The following is a 15,628-nucleotide window of genomic DNA, read 5'->3' as shown; positions in this document are numbered from 1 at the left end:
GTACTTAGAGCAAAAACCGCACAGAACCTTCTTCAGACAGAGTGATAAAATGCAGATGCAGTCTCTTACATTCCTCCCGGAAGAACTGTTTGCGATCATCGGAAAGGGAAGCATCCAACAGGATACAAGATGGAGAAAAGAGTCCGGTAAGTTCTTCCAGACGACCGTTATAGCCTTTGCATAAGTACATATAATTAATAAATAACGGCGAAGCGGCAGATTTGTTCCGCCATCGATTATCGGTCACCATACAAATACGGTAGCCATGATAAAATACAATCTGCTGATGACGACAGAAGTCAACGTTCTGACAATCAGCCGTTACTTCTATTGGAGGCAGAAGTTGATGACGTCTCCAATAATTAGCCGCTACAGCCTGCAAACGGCGCTTATCAGAAAGGGTATCGGCATAGTTCAGCCAAGAAGTCCCATCCTCAGCAATACAATGAATCGCCGGACAACCACGGACATTGTAAAATACAAGGCTCGGACAAGGACGGTCATACCAGCGCATGACCGTGTGATAAATGCCCAGACACAACAGGCAGGAAAAGCAAACAACAAGATTCCTGAACCTTCGGGTCTTCAAATAATAAAGGAAAAGCAACAAGAAAATGTAGATGCCCAACACCTCCAGACGATAAAGCCAGATACCATCCAAGGAAGCATAAGGAAGTTGCTCAACCCACCGGACAAAATCATTCAGCACTTTCAACAGGAATCTGACTGCTCCCGCCATAACAAACTGAACGGCAGGCAGTGGAGTCAGAAGAAGCATAAGAACGGCAGCATACAAAGTTACAGTCACCAAAGGTATGACTACTAAATTAGTCAGCAGAAAATGAGTGGAGAAACGGGAGAAATACAGCATTACAAGCGGAGCAGTTCCTATTTGCGCAGCTATCGATACACTCATCAATCCCCAAACATATTTTCCTATCCTGCTCTTCACAGGCAACAACTGATAGACCGGTTTCTGAATCATCAAAATAGAAAGTACAGCTAGAAAAGATAATTGAAAACCAACATCGAACAACCAAGCCGGATTGACAAACAGCATTACCCATGCGGTAGCAGCCAGTGTATTCAGAGTCAATGATTGGCGTCCGAACAGTTCCGCTATTGCCAAAACCGAGAACATACTTACCGAACGGACTACAGACGGCGACAGACCAGTAAAAAAGGCAAAAGACCATAATAAAACAAGGAGCAGAACGGAACGGAAATATCGCCCTGCCTGCCACTTCCTTGTTAGAGGTTTCAAAAGGAGGAAAAGCAAAGCATACAAAAGCCCTATATGCAGGCCGGATAGAGCCAAGACATGACTGGCACCGGATACTGAATAACTTTCACGGATAGAGTCACTTAAATCGGTCTTCTCACCCACGGTCAACGCTGAAAGCACAGCCAGTTCATCTCCTTCAAATCCCAGCTTCCGATAAAGGTTTATCACCTTTTCCTGACAAAACATCGCAGTATACCTGATAGATGGTGACCATAACGCCCATTTCCCGGATGCTACGTACCCCGTTCCACTAATGCCATGACGCATCAAATAGCGGGCATAATCAAACTCATCAAAGTTTCCTCCGTTAGCGGGTGGAGCAATGCGGGCAGATACCAGCAGTTCATCTCCTATCTTTAATTGTTTATCCCCCAGTTTCAATAAAGTAAACAATGAATCTTTCTGCAAATAAAGAATAGCCTTTCGCCCTATCGGACATACCCCTGACGAATCTCGCAGCTCTTTAAGCAATACCCTACAGAGCAACGTCCGTTCTTTAGTCTCCGGAGTATCCGTTAGTCGTACCCGATAAACCGCTTCCTTCTCCGGAAAGTCATATACCGTTCGTTTTAATTGACAAGTAATGCCTAGCCACCCGCCTGCGAAACAAAGTGCAAAGACAGATATTCCAAAACACCACCGAAGTGAACGCCGTTTCAGAAAATAGAGGGCAATGCACAGTCCGGCAAAGAGACCAAAGTTCAGAATACTCCAAAACAGTTCCGTCGATTGATCAAAGAACCAATCTCCACAAAAAACGCCTGCTATCCACGGGATAATCAGGCGTATATAAGGATACTGATGTAAAGAGGCAGTATTCAATGTGTCCGTTACAACTTGTGTAACTGGCGGATCATCTCTTCCGGGTCCGGTGCTCCGAAGACAGCATTGCCGGCTACCAGCACATCCGCTCCAGCTTCCACCAGTCGGGCACCCGTTTCCAAATTCACACCTCCATCCACTTCAATCAATGCTTTTGAACCGGCCCGTTCTATTAAAGCACGCAATTCACGGACTTTCTCTACAGAATGCTCAATGAACTTCTGCCCGCCAAAACCCGGATTCACACTCATGATAAGTACCATATACACATCCTGAATGATATCCTGCAATAAAGCAACAGGAGTTGCCGGATTGATTGTCACTGCCGGCTGCATTCCAGCTTCTTTGATTTGCTGAATCACCCGATGAAGATGCGTACAAGCCTCATAGTGAACATTCATCGTATGTGCGCCCAACGCTTTCACTTCAGGGATAAACTTCTCCGGATTGACTATCATCAGATGTACATCCAACGGTTTGTCCGTCAACTTTGCTACATACTTCAACACCGGGAAGCCGAATGAAATATTAGGAACAAATACTCCATCCATTATATCAATATGTACCCACTCCGCTTCGCTGCGGTTTATCATTTCAATATCTCTCGCCAGATAACCAAAGTCGGCAGAAAGGATGGAAGGAGAAATAATCGGTTTCATCATTCTATTGTTTTAAGTTCTAAGTTAGCTTGACCGTGGTCAGTTCATTCTATCAATTCATTTTATATCCATCCGACAAGCGGAATCCACGAAGCAATTCATCGGTCTTCAGACGTTTCTTGCCGGGAAGCTGCAAAGAGAGGACAGAAACAAATCCATCGGGCACAGCCACCTTTATATATTTCTTGCCATCCGTCACAACTGTTCCGACAGGCAACTGATGTGCCTCATAAATCTTCTCGCTCTCAAAAATCTTCATCACCACCGCTTCTCCTTCCGGACTGACCAACTCACTCCATGCAGCAGGATAAGGCGACAGACCACGAATGAAATCATACACCTTTTTCACCGGAGAATTCCAGTCAATCCGGCAAGTCTCCTTAAATATCTTCGGAGCGGGACGTAGTTCGCCCACCACTGCCATATCTTCCTGAGCAATTGGTTTCACCGTATCATTCAAGATCGCATCCACGGTTTCGAGCACCAGCTTACCACCGAGGATCATCAGTTTATCGTGCACCACTTCCACATTATCCGTGTCGGCAATGGGGACACGTACTTGCTGAATCACTTTTCCGGTATCAATCTCGTGTTGCAGGAAGAAGGTAGTGATACCAGTCTCCGTATCGCCGTTGATAACCGCCCAATTGATAGGAGCAGCACCCCGATACTGAGGAAGCAACGAAGCGTGCAGGTTGAAAGTACCCAACCGCGGCATATTCCAGACCACCTCCGGCAACATACGAAAAGCAACCACAATCTGAAGATCAGCTTTCCACTCACGAAGTGCCTGCACAAAAGCCTCATCCTTCAGTTTCTCCGGTTGCAGCAACGGCAAGTTCTGTTCGAGTGCATATTGCTTGACAGGAGAATATTGAATTTTGTGTCCGCGTCCGGCCGGTTTATCGGGCATCGTTATCACGCCTACCACGTTATAACCACCCTCTACCAACTGACGCAGGGCCTCCACCGCAAAATCGGGAGTACCCATATAAACTATCCTTAAATCTTCTTTCTTCATAATCAATCTTCAGAAAAATGTACCAGTACTTGGCGGTATGAGTTAAATATCTTTGATTTGGAGACAAATCCCTGATATCGTCCTTCTTCGTCCACTACCGGCAGATTCCATGCTTTGGTATCATCAAACGTCTGCATCACTTGTTCCATTCCATCCGTATCGAATATCTTGGCAGGAGCAGATGTCATTAATTTATTAACAGTAAAACGGTGATAAAGTTCTTGCCGGAACATGATGTTGCGGATATCGTCGAGCAGGACAATTCCCAACAATTCGCCGGTCTTTTTATCCGTCACCGGAAACATATTACGGTGGGAAGCGGCAATGGCTTTTACCAACTCTCCCAAGTCCATTTCCGGATGCACGGCTACAAAATCTTTCTCCACCACATTCTCCATCTTCATCAAGGTCAGCACTGCCTTATCCTTATGATGTGTGAGGAGTTGACCGCGCTTGGCAAGACGCATGGAGTAAATACTATGAGGCTCGAAAGCTATAATCGTTAAATAAGAACTGACAGACACAATCATCAACGGCAGGAACAAATCGTAACCTCCAGTCAGCTCGGCTATCAGGAACACTCCTGTCAACGGAGCGTGCATAACCCCACTCATAACACCCGCCATTCCCATCAAGGCGAAATTCTTTTCGGGCAGATAGGCGGAAAAGGCAAAGTCATTGCTGAAATGAGAAAACACGAATCCGGCAATACACCCCAGATAAAGCGAAGGAGCGAAAATACCACCACACCCGCCGCCACCGTTCGTCGCACTGGAAGCAAACACTTTCAGCAAGATAATCAGCATCAGATAAACCTGCAACAGATTACCATAGCCGTAGAACATAGAGTTGTTCATAACCGTGTCCCATTCCGCTGCCGAAGTTCCGTTCAGCAGAAGTTCGATTGTATCATAGCCTTCACCGTAGAGCGGAGGAAAAAGGAAAATCAGCACACTCAGCATCACACCGCCAAAAGCAAGTTTCTGATAAGGGTTCTTGAGTTTTCCGAATACCCCTTCTATGGAGTTCATCGCCCGTGTGAAGTAGAGAGAAATCAGTCCGCAGAAGATTCCCAGCAAGATCACGTAAGGGATACGTTCCAGTTCGAAAGCCTGGTCGAGGTTGAACTTGAACATAGCCTCCGTTCCGGTTGTGATATAGGAAACAGTTGCCGCAGTCACGGCGGAAATCAGCAAAGGAAGCAGAGAAGACATCGTAAGGTCGATCATCAGCACTTCCAGCGTAAATACCAGTCCGGCAATCGGGGCCTTAAAGATTCCCGCAATCGCCCCTGCCGCGCCACAGCCGACGAGCAGCATCAACGTGCGGTGTTCCATCTTGAAAACACTTCCCAGATTGGAGCCGATGGCCGAACCCGTCAACACAATCGGTGCCTCCGCTCCAACCGATCCACCGAAGCCGATCGTGATGGCACTGGCAATTGTAGACGACCAGATATTATGTCGTTTGATACGTCCCTGACGACGCGAAATCGCATACAGGATCTTGGTAACACCATGACTGATGTCATCCTTCACGATATTACGCACAAACCATCCCGCCAGGAAAATACCGATCACCGGATATACCAAATACAAATAGTTGGCCGATGTCGCATTAAAGTTGTTTGTCAGAAAATTCTGTATCTGATGAATAAGGAACTTCAAAAATAAAGCGGCAATCGCAGTGAAGATCCCGACCAGAAAGCTCAATATCAGGATAAACTGCTTTTCCTTAATATTAGCTTCCCGCCATTTGATGCAACGCTGTAGTAAACTCTGTCTCTCCTCTCTTTTCATCTATTCACGAATTATCTTGATCACTCCGCCTTTATCTAACTTTATAATACTTGAGGGCTTGGGACGGCTCATATCATCCTGTCGGAAACTGACTATATAGTCCACTGCCGACTTGACTTCTTCGCTGATCTCAGTAAAGTTGGCCGCTCCCGGCTGTCCGCTGATATTGGCAGAAGTGGAAACAATGGCTTTACGAAATTGCTGACAAAGTCGTCTGGAGAATTCTTCATTGGTCACCCGGATACCCACGCTGCCATCTTCCGCCAGCAGGTTCGGGGCCAAATTCCGTGCACCGGAATAAATAATAGTCAATGGTTTGTCGGCTACTTCTATCAGGTCCCATGCCACATCGGGGACATCCTGTACATAAAAATCCACCTTCACAGGAGAGTCTACCAGTACCAGCATAGCCTTGCTATCGGCACGTTTTTTTATCTCATACACCCGGTGTACAGCCTCTTCGTTAGTAGCGTCGCAGCCTATGCCCCATACGGTATCGGTGGGATAAAGGATGACACCTCCTTCATTCATCACCTGACAGGCTTTTTTAATATCTTCTATCATTTCTTGAACTATTTCTGTTGAGAATAACACGCAAAAGTAGTACTTTTGCGTCGAAATAAAAAAGATTAAGGGAAAACAATGGAAGAAATCGTATTTCATCATGCACTGCCTATCCAGTTGCGCTTCAACGACGTAGATAAATTCGGTCACGTCAACAACACTGTCTACTTTTCTTTCTATGACTTGGGGAAGACTGAATATTTCGCCTCCGTATGTCCGGGAGTGGACTGGGAAAAGATCGGCATAGTGGTCGTTCATATCGAAGCCAATTTTGTAAAGCAGATTTTCGCATCCGATCATATTGCCGTACAAACCGCCGTTTCTGAAATTGGAACCAAAAGCTTTCATCTCATCCAACGGGTGATCGACACGGAAACCCTAGAGGTGAAATGTATCTGCAAATCGATCATGGTAACTTTCGACCTGGAAAAACATGAGTCGATGCCGCTAACCGAAGACTGGATAGAGGCAATCTGCAAATTCGAAGGGAAGGACGTACGCAAGAAGAAAAACTGAAAGAAATAAGCCTTCCCGGTGCCAGGACCATTCCTCATCGCTGCCTGACTTCGGAGAGCCAAAACCTGAGCGATAAGAAAAGTTTTATACTGAATCATGTCCGCTATATAATAGAAATTACTTGCTTATACATTATATTATATATAATTCCTCTCTCCAAAAGTGAACAGCAACCATGTGAATACTCTCTTAATGAACATAAAGGAAGTTTGCCACTTTACGCTCTCCTTGATGATCATAGTTTCTGTTATCACAGGGAAAGTTCACAATTCCCTCTTCCGGTGCACCGGACAGCCATAAGGCGGTAGAACCTCCTCCATCCAGATTCAGCGCATCTTTTCCACCCAATACATGAAGCAGATGTGCCAGTTCCGGAATGTTGATTCCGACAGCATTTTCCGGAGATCGCCCATCGACAGTAACAAACAGAATCTTTCCTTCTTCAGTCAGACAAATAGCACTACGCGGATGTTTGGTTTCTATAAAATTGGCATTGCACTGACTCCAGTCATAGTATTCCCCGTCTTTCAGCATCAACGGGCCAGAAGCTAACACAGAACCTTTATTTTTCTTGTAGTTCTTCTCGATCTGCCTGTCCCAAGGAATGAGCTTCACTTTTCCTTTCTTCTCATAAACTGCTCCTGTCACCCGCAACTTCAATTCATCCAACGAAGTAGTGTCCACAACCTGACTTCCCACCTTCAGAAAACAGACGGAGTTTCCTTTCGTCATATCAAAATAGGAACCGTTGATGGCTCCGATGGCCTGATGTTTCCGGGCAATCCGGCTTATTTTTTCCAATTGTCCGGTAAAGGCAATGCCGATCTTTTTGCCAGTCTTCGGATTTATCTCCAATATATTAATGGACTGAGTGCCTTGATAAAGAAAAGGGATGGAAGCCCGCTTATGTACAATTCCATTTTCATCCATCACCACTTCCCAAGGAGCTGTCACTATTGCTATAGAGTCAGCAACAGTCTGTGCATTTACTACCCTAACGGACAACAAGATTAGAACAATGATACCAACAAGATTTCTTCTCATAAACAGTCTGTAAGTTTTGGATTCATATTTCGTGTAGCAACTAATCACACAAAGATATACTTCTCCCGTCATATAACTAATATATTCGGATATAAATTAATTCATTTATATGTGATTTGTAATCAGATGTATGAAAGAAGCATGGAGGACTTGACAAACCGCTTTTAATGTTGTATCTTTGTAAGTGAAAACCGGAAGTAAATTCGATAACATTGATAATATAGACGAAATATGAGCAATAATAAGTATTATATAATAACAGATTACAGGCATTCCCACTCCGGGTAATGCTTGTTGGATAGTCTGATACAAGCTAAGGGCTGCGATTCTTTATGGGAATTGCGGCCCTTTTTGTTGCTTAATATTGATATTTATTGCAGGAATAACGAAATCCGAGTTTATAATAAACTTGGAGGACGTTTATAATAAACGATGAAAGAATTTATTAATAAATGATTGGAGGTTACTGCATAATTAGTCAAAGTCTTTCGTATAGATGTTGGTGCTGATTTTGAAAAGTTCTTTATTTTCTAGGTAAATCGATGAATTATTGCTACAATACTACCTTTCTCTTTTTGTGTCATATAACTGAATACCTTATGATGTTATGAGGAGAATAATCTTCGGACTTAATTTTCATTTTCGCTTTATTAGCTATTAATGCGAATCAGCGGTTGATTCAAATCTGTATGCATTTGCTCCATTTGAATACCAAGCCCGTAAGGAGCTAATTCCACAGGTTTTGAAATATTTTCGTCATATCTACTATACCCTTCCGCTTTTTTTCGTACTTTTACCCCTTGTTGGAAAGTAGCGCCTTTCTGACCCCTGAGAACAGAAAAAGAAAAAACAATATATAAAATGAATCACAAATGGAATTATCAACCCATTACACCCGAACAGGCAGAGACAAGCCAGACATTGGCCCAGGAATTAGGCATTAGCCCGATACTTGGACAACTTTTGGTGCAGCGGGGAATAACGAAGGCAGGAGATGCCAAGAAGTTTTTCCGCCCGCAATTGCCCGACCTGCACGATCCGTTCCTGATGAAGGACATGGACATTGCAGTAGAACGTCTGAACAAGGCGATGGGAAAGAAAGAGCGTATTCTGATTTATGGAGATTATGATGTAGACGGTACTACTGCCGTAGCATTGGTCTACAAGTTTATTCAACAGTTCTATTCGAACATTGACTATTACATACCCGACCGCTACAACGAAGGGTATGGCATTTCTAAAAAAGGAGTTGACTATGCCTCAGAGACTGGCGTAGGATTAATCATCGTACTCGACTGCGGAATCAAAGCAGTGGAGGAAATAACGTATGCGAAAGAAAAGGGAATCGACTTTATCATCTGCGACCATCATGTGCCGGACGATATCCTCCCCCCTGCCGTCGCAATCCTGAATGCCAAACGCCTGGACAACACTTATCCATACACCCACCTTTCCGGTTGCGGAGTTGGTTTTAAGTTTATGCAGGCATTTGCTATCAACAATGGTATTGAATTTCATCATCTGATTCCATTGCTCGACCTCGTAGCGGTGAGCATTGCATCGGACATCGTCCCGATCATGGGCGAAAACCGTATTCTCGCCTATCACGGCCTGAAGCAACTGAACAGCAACCCCAGCGTCGGCATGAAAGCCATCATCGATGTATGCGGACTCTCCGAAAAGGAGATCACCGTCAGCGATATCGTGTTCAAAATCGGACCACGTATCAACGCATCGGGACGCATCCAGAACGGTAAGGAAGCGGTGGACCTCCTCACAGAGAAGGACTTTTCTGCCGCACTGGAGAAAGCGGGACAGATCAATCAGTACAACGAAACCCGGAAAGACCTCGACAAGAGCATGACAGAAGAAGCTAACAATATTGTGGCCAATCTGGAAGGGCTGTCCGAACGCCGTTCCATCGTGCTTTATAATGAGGAATGGCACAAAGGTGTCATCGGCATCGTAGCATCCCGTCTGACAGAAGTTTACTACCGCCCGGCAGTAGTACTCACACGGACGGATGATATGGCCACCGGTTCCGCACGTTCCGTCTCCGGATTTGATGTGTACAAAGCGATTGAACATTGCCGCGACCTGTTGGAGAACTTCGGCGGACATACCTATGCAGCGGGGTTATCCATGAAAGTGGAGAATGTGGAAGCCTTTACCCGACGATTCGAAGAATATGTGTCACAACATATTCTGCCGGAACAAACCAGCGCCGTCATCAATATAGATGCGGAGATCGACTTCAGAGACATCACATCGAAATTCTTCAATGACCTGAAGAAATTCAACCCTTTCGGTCCGGACAATATCAAACCGATCTTCTGTACGCATCACGTCTATGACTACGGAACCAGCAAAGTAGTGGGACGCGATCAGGAACATATCAAGCTGGAACTGGTTGACAACAAGTCGAATAACGTCATGAACGGCATCGCATTCGGACAGAGTTCTCATGTGCGCTATATCAAGACGAAGCGTTCATTCGACATCTGCTATACGATCGAGGAGAACACGCACAAGCGTGGCGAAGTCCAACTTCAAATCGAGGATATAAAGCCGATTGAATAAGTATCAGGAGATATTAAAACAATACTGGGGTTATGACTCCTTCCGCGACTTGCAGGAGGAGATCATCACCAGTATCGGCGAAGGCAAAGACACACTGGGACTGATGCCTACCGGAGGCGGTAAGTCTATTACATTTCAAGTGCCCGCTCTCGCCCAAGAGGGCATTTGTATCGTCATCACCCCGCTTATCGCCCTGATGAAAGATCAGGTGCAGAATCTGCGGAAGCGGGAAATCAAAGCTCTTGCCATCTATTCGGGCATGACGCGGCAGGAAATACTTACCGCACTCGAAAACTGCATCTTCGGCAATTACAAATTCCTTTATATTTCTCCGGAACGGCTGGATACGGAAATATTCCGCACCAAGTTGCGTTCGATGAAAGTCTCCATGATTACGGTAGACGAAAGCCACTGTATCTCACAATGGGGATACGACTTCCGCCCGGCATATCTGAAAATTGCAGAGATACGGGAACTATTGCCGGAAGTTCCGGTACTGGCACTGACAGCTACGGCCACTCCGGAAGTCGTAACAGATATTCAGGCCCGTCTGAAATTCCGGGAAGGAAATGTCTTCCGAATGAGCTTTGAACGGAAGAATCTGGCATATATCGTGCGCAAAACCGACAACAAAACGAAAGAACTCCTATATATCCTGCAACGAATATCAGGCAGTGCCATCATCTATGTCCGCAACAGACGCCGTACCAAAGAAATCACTGAACTGCTGATGAACGAAGGTATAACCGCCGACTTCTATCATGCCGGACTGGATAACGCCGTCAAAGACCTCCGGCAGAAACGCTGGCAAAGCGGAGAAGTCCGCGTCATGGTGGCAACCAATGCCTTCGGCATGGGTATCGACAAGCCGGATGTCCGCATCGTGCTGCATCTCGACCTGCCTGACTCTCCCGAAGCCTACTTTCAGGAAGCCGGACGTGCCGGAAGAGACGGAGAGAAAGCCTATGCCGTCATCCTGTACTCCAAATCGGACAAGACAACACTCCATAAACGAGTGGTCGACACCTTCCCCGACAAAGAGTACATTCTGAATGTCTACGAACATCTCCAGTACTATTACCAAATGGCGATGGGCGACGGTTTTCAATGTATCCGTGAATTCAATCTGGAAGAGTTCTGCCGGAAGTTCAAATACTTTCCGGTGCCGGTAGACAGTGCCTTGAAAATACTGACTCAGGCAGGCTATCTGGAATACACGGACGAACAGGATAATTCATCACGGATTCTCTTTACCATCCGTCGGGACGAACTATACAAGTTGCGGGAGATGGGAAAGGAGGCGGAAGCTCTGATACAGAGTATTCTTCGCTCATACACAGGAGTTTTCACCGATTATGCCTACATCAGCGAAGAGTCTCTTGCCGTCCGCACCGGACTGACACGCCAGCAAATCTATAATATATTGGTGACGTTAACCAAACGCCGTATCGTGGACTACATTCCCCGCAAAAAGACACCTTATATTATATATACGCGCGAACGACTGGAATTACGCTTCCTGCATATTCCCGCCAGCGTCTACGAAGAGCGCAAAGCCCGCTATGAAGCACGCATCAAGGCAATGGAAGAATACGTCACCACCGAAAACATATGCCGGAGCCGGATGCTTCTCCGCTACTTCGGAGAGAAAAACGAACACAACTGCGGGCAATGCGATGTCTGCCTCAGCAAGCGTGCCACCGACAACTTATCCGAGGAATCTTACGAAGAAGTGAAAAGGCAAATACTCGACTTACTCAGCCACAGCCCTCTCACTCCTGCCGAAACAGCCGATCAGATAAAGGCGGAAAAAGAGGATATCGGACAAGTAATCCGATATTTATTGGACGAAGGCGAGCTGAAGATGCAGGACGGAATGCTACATATTTCAAAATAAGTTATTACATTTGCAGATAAACTCTAAAACAACACTATCATGCCGAACTTTTTTAAGTCTTTTTTCTCCGGTAAGTCCGAAACTCCGGAGAGTGAAAAACAGAAAAACGATCAGAAAAACTTCGAGATATTCAAATATGACGGTTTGCGTGCACAACGCATGGGACGTCCGGATTATGCCATAAAGTGCTTTACCGAGGCGCTTGCCATCGAAGAGGATTTCGAAACGATGGGCTATCTCAGCCAACTTTACATCCCGATGGGAGAAACCGAAAAAGCCCGCGAACTTCTGGAGAAAATGGCAGTAATGGAACCTCATGTGACCAGCACATTCCTCACACTGGCCAATGTCTGCTACATCCAAGAAGATTACAAAGCAATGGAAGAGGCTGCCGGCAAAGCAATCGCCATCGAAGAGGGAAATGCAGTCGCACACTTTCTCCTCGGAAAAGCCCGCAAAGGACAGGATGACGAAATCATGACCATCGCTCATCTGACGAAAGCCATCACTCTGAAAGACGACTTCATCGAAGCCCGTCTGATGCGTGCGGAAGCTCTGCTGAAAATGAAGCAATACAAGGAAACAATGGAAGACATAGACGCCGTACTCGCCCAGAATCCGGAAGAAGAGACCGCCATCCTGCTGCGTGGCAAGGTGAAAGAAGCCAACGGACAGGAAGAAGAAGCGGAAACGGACTACAAGTTCGTAACGGAAATAAACCCATTCAACGAACAAGCCTATCTCTATCTAGGACAGCTTTATATCAATCAGAAGAAACTGGCGGAAGCAATCGCCCTGTTTGACGAAGCCATCGAGTTGAACCCGAACTTCGCCGAAGCCTATAAAGAACGCGGACGCGCCAAACTACTGAACGGTGATAAAGACGGTTCCGTAGAAGACATGAAGAAGTCACTGGAGCTGAATCCAAAAGACGAAGCTAGTCTGAACGGAGAATTCAAGAACCTGGGACCGAAACCGGAAGCACTCCCGGGAATCTTCTAGGCAGACGGCGGTATATACTCATTTTTAACTGAAACATTACTGTCATATCAGGTGACCTTTTCATCTTTTTTAGAGAAGAAAACAAAAAAAGTATCGCTTTTTGTTCGCATCTAACAGAAAATTATTACTTTTGCCCCAGAATTAGAAACCAAAGCAGAAACAAAGATTCGTATGAAATCATTTTCTTATGCATATTACTTCTTTTTTTACTTTTACTTTAGCCAGAAAGTAGAGCGGGAGTTTGTATGTATCAAGTGACATGATGCTTAAGGACTGAGATGAAGAAATTAATCATATAAATCCCGCTTCCATATGGACGCGGGATTTTTTTATATAACCCTATTAGAACAATGAAAAAGATAGCAATTCAAGGAACACTCGGCTCATATCACGATATCGCCGCACACAAGTACTTCGAGGGAGAAGAAATAGAGTTAATCTGTTGTGCCAACTTCGAAGACGTGTTTACTTCGATACGGAAAGACAGCCAGGTCATCGGAATGCTAGCCATCGAAAATACGATAGCGGGAAGCCTGCTGCACAACAATGAACTGTTGAGACAAAGCGGTACGCAGATTATCGGCGAATACAAGCTGCGCATCTCACATAGCTTCGTCTGCCTGCCCGAAGAAAGCTGGGAAGACCTGACAGAAGTCAACTCCCACCCTATCGCCCTGATGCAATGCCGTGATTTTCTGAATCAGCATCCGCAACTCAAAGTAGTGGAAGGAGAAGATACGGCACGCAGCGCGGAAATCATCAAGAAAGAAAACCTGAAAGGGCATGCAGCCATTTGCTCGAAAACGGCGGCAGAACGCTACGGAATGAAAGTGCTCCAAGAAGGCATCGAAACCAACAAGCACAACTTCACCCGTTTTCTGGTAGTTGCCGATCCGTGGCAAGTGGACGAACTCCGCCAGCATCACGCAAAGGCGACCAACAAGGCAAGCATGGTATTCACATTGCCACACACAGAAGGAAGCCTGTCGCAAGTATTATCCATTCTTTCGTTCTACAACATCAATCTGACAAAGATACAATCGCTGCCGATCATCGGACGGGAATGGGAATATCAGTTTTACGTCGATGTATCTTTCAATGATTATCTGAGATATAAACAATCTATAGCAGCAATTACTCCATTAACCAAAGAACTTAAAATATTAGGCGAATATGCAGAAGGAAAGTCAAACGTATAAAATCGCTCCTGCCGAAAGACTGGCAAGTGTCAGCGAATACTACTTCTCAAAGAAGCTGAAAGAGGTAGCACAAATGAATGCAGAAGGAAAAGACGTTATCAGTCTGGGTATCGGAAGTCCCGATATGCCTCCTTCAAAGGTTACCATCGAAACATTGTGCAACAATGCTCACGATCCCAACGGACACGGTTACCAACCGTATGTGGGCATACCGGAACTTCGTAAAGGTTTCGCAGCCTGGTATCAACGCTGGTATGGAGTGGAACTGAATCCGAATACGGAAATACAGCCGCTGATCGGTTCCAAAGAAGGTATCCTTCACGTCACGCTGGCTTTTGTCAATCCGGGCGAACAGGTACTGGTGCCGAATCCGGGATACCCCACCTATACTTCTCTGAGTAAAATACTCGGTGCGGAAGTAATCAGCTACGACCTGAAAGAAGAAGACGGCTGGATGCCCGATTTCGAAGCATTGGAAAAGATGGACCTGAACCGCGTGAAACTAATGTGGACCAACTATCCGAATATGCCGACAGGAGCCAACGCTACTCCGGAACTCTACGAACGTCTGGTAGACTTCGCACGCCGCAAGAATATCGTCATCGTGAATGACAACCCGTACAGCTTTATCCTGAACGAAAAGCCGATCAGTATTCTCAGCGTACCGGGAGCCAAAGAGTGCTGCATCGAATTCAACTCCATGAGCAAGAGCCACAATATGCCGGGATGGCGTATCGGAATGCTGGCTTCGAATGCCGAATTCGTACAATGGATACTGAAAGTAAAAAGCAATATCGACAGCGGTATGTTCCGTGCCATGCAACTGGCAGCCGCCACAGCTCTGGAAGCCGAAGCGGACTGGTACGAAGGTAACAACCACAACTATCGCGGCCGTCGCCATCTGGCCGGCGAAATCATGAAAACACTGGGGTGTACCTACGACGAAAACCAGGTGGGTATGTTCCTTTGGGGAAAGATTCCCGCTTCGTGCAAGGATGTAGAAGAACTGACCGAAAAAGTATTGCACCAGGCAAGGGTATTTATCACGCCGGGATTCATCTTTGGCAGCAACGGAGCAAGGTTTATCCGTATTTCCCTTTGTTGCAAGGATGCCAAACTGGCGGAAGCATTGGAAAGAATCAAGAAGCTTTCTTAAAAAGAAAAGACCGATAAAAGTAAATCAGCGGCAGACCAGGAAACGCCTGCCCGAAAGAGTAAGAACAAGAATAAAATAAAAACA

The 15,628-nt window shown here is 45.8% G+C and carries 12 protein-coding genes; 6 read left to right on the top strand and 6 right to left on the bottom strand.

Annotated features, from left to right (window positions below; genetic code table 11):
* Positions 1-4 precede the first annotated feature (4 nt).
* The 5 genes from BT_RS19915 to BT_RS19895 are packed head-to-tail and all read right to left on the bottom strand — an operon-like array spanning position 5 to position 6,150.
* Positions 5-2,107, bottom strand: a complete 2,103-nt coding sequence (locus BT_RS19915) for a ComEC/Rec2 family competence protein (protein ID WP_011109032.1) — start codon at positions 2,105-2,107, stop codon at positions 5-7.
* Positions 2,108-2,115: 8 nt separating this feature from the next.
* The gene (rpe, locus tag BT_RS19910; protein WP_011109031.1) at positions 2,116-2,766 is read right to left on the bottom strand and encodes a ribulose-phosphate 3-epimerase; all 651 of its coding nucleotides are present in this window, start codon (positions 2,764-2,766) and stop codon (positions 2,116-2,118) included.
* A 52-nt stretch (positions 2,767-2,818) separates the two neighbouring features.
* Positions 2,819-3,787 carry a methionyl-tRNA formyltransferase gene (fmt, locus tag BT_RS19905; RefSeq protein WP_011109030.1) on the bottom strand — a complete coding sequence of 323 codons (969 nt, stop codon included), beginning with the start codon at positions 3,785-3,787 and terminating at the stop codon, positions 2,819-2,821.
* A 2-nt stretch (positions 3,788-3,789) separates the two neighbouring features.
* On the bottom strand, positions 3,790-5,586 hold the full coding sequence (locus BT_RS19900) for a chloride channel protein (protein ID WP_008760864.1): 1,797 nt from the start codon (positions 5,584-5,586) through the stop codon (positions 3,790-3,792).
* Positions 5,587-6,150, bottom strand: a complete 564-nt coding sequence (locus BT_RS19895; protein WP_011109029.1) for an L-threonylcarbamoyladenylate synthase — start codon at positions 6,148-6,150, stop codon at positions 5,587-5,589.
* A 78-nt stretch (positions 6,151-6,228) separates the two neighbouring features.
* On the opposite strand from BT_RS19895, the gene BT_RS19890 reads away from it, so the two are divergent.
* The gene (locus tag BT_RS19890; RefSeq protein WP_011109028.1) at positions 6,229-6,666 is read left to right on the top strand and encodes an acyl-CoA thioesterase; all 438 of its coding nucleotides are present in this window, start codon (positions 6,229-6,231) and stop codon (positions 6,664-6,666) included.
* 189 nt (positions 6,667-6,855) lie between these two features.
* Here BT_RS19890 and BT_RS19885 read toward each other — a convergent pair whose 3' ends face one another.
* Entirely contained in the window at positions 6,856-7,710 is an 855-nt protein-coding gene (locus tag BT_RS19885; RefSeq protein WP_165450811.1) for a phosphodiester glycosidase family protein, read from the bottom strand.
* 861 nt (positions 7,711-8,571) lie between these two features.
* On the opposite strand from BT_RS19885, the gene recJ reads away from it, so the two are divergent.
* The 5 genes from recJ (at position 8,572) to BT_RS19860 (ending at position 15,544) form a co-directional block, all read left to right on the top strand.
* On the top strand, positions 8,572-10,290 hold the full coding sequence (gene recJ, locus BT_RS19880; RefSeq protein ID WP_008760859.1) for a single-stranded-DNA-specific exonuclease RecJ: 1,719 nt from the start codon (positions 8,572-8,574) through the stop codon (positions 10,288-10,290).
* Entirely contained in the window at positions 10,283-12,187 is a 1,905-nt protein-coding gene (locus BT_RS19875) for a RecQ family ATP-dependent DNA helicase (protein ID WP_011109026.1), read from the top strand. Before recJ ends, BT_RS19875 begins: the two co-directional genes overlap by 8 nt.
* Before the next feature lie 39 nt (positions 12,188-12,226).
* A complete protein-coding gene (locus tag BT_RS19870; protein ID WP_008764184.1) occupies positions 12,227-13,189 on the top strand; it encodes a tetratricopeptide repeat protein in 963 nt (320 codons plus the stop codon).
* 350 nt (positions 13,190-13,539) lie between these two features.
* On the top strand, positions 13,540-14,388 hold the full coding sequence (locus BT_RS19865) for a prephenate dehydratase (protein WP_008760856.1): 849 nt from the start codon (positions 13,540-13,542) through the stop codon (positions 14,386-14,388).
* Positions 14,363-15,544: a pyridoxal phosphate-dependent aminotransferase gene (locus BT_RS19860; RefSeq protein ID WP_008760855.1), complete on the top strand. Its 1,182-nt coding sequence runs from the start codon at positions 14,363-14,365 to the stop codon at positions 15,542-15,544. The genes BT_RS19865 and BT_RS19860 overlap by 26 nt, the downstream gene beginning before the upstream one ends.
* The last annotated feature ends 84 nt before the right edge of the window (positions 15,545-15,628 follow it).

The organism is Bacteroides thetaiotaomicron VPI-5482 (genome assembly GCF_000011065.1).
Taxonomy (GTDB): domain Bacteria; phylum Bacteroidota; class Bacteroidia; order Bacteroidales; family Bacteroidaceae; genus Bacteroides; species Bacteroides thetaiotaomicron.
Note: the sequence above shows the minus strand (reverse complement) of the source record. Positions and strands in the feature narration are given on the sequence as shown.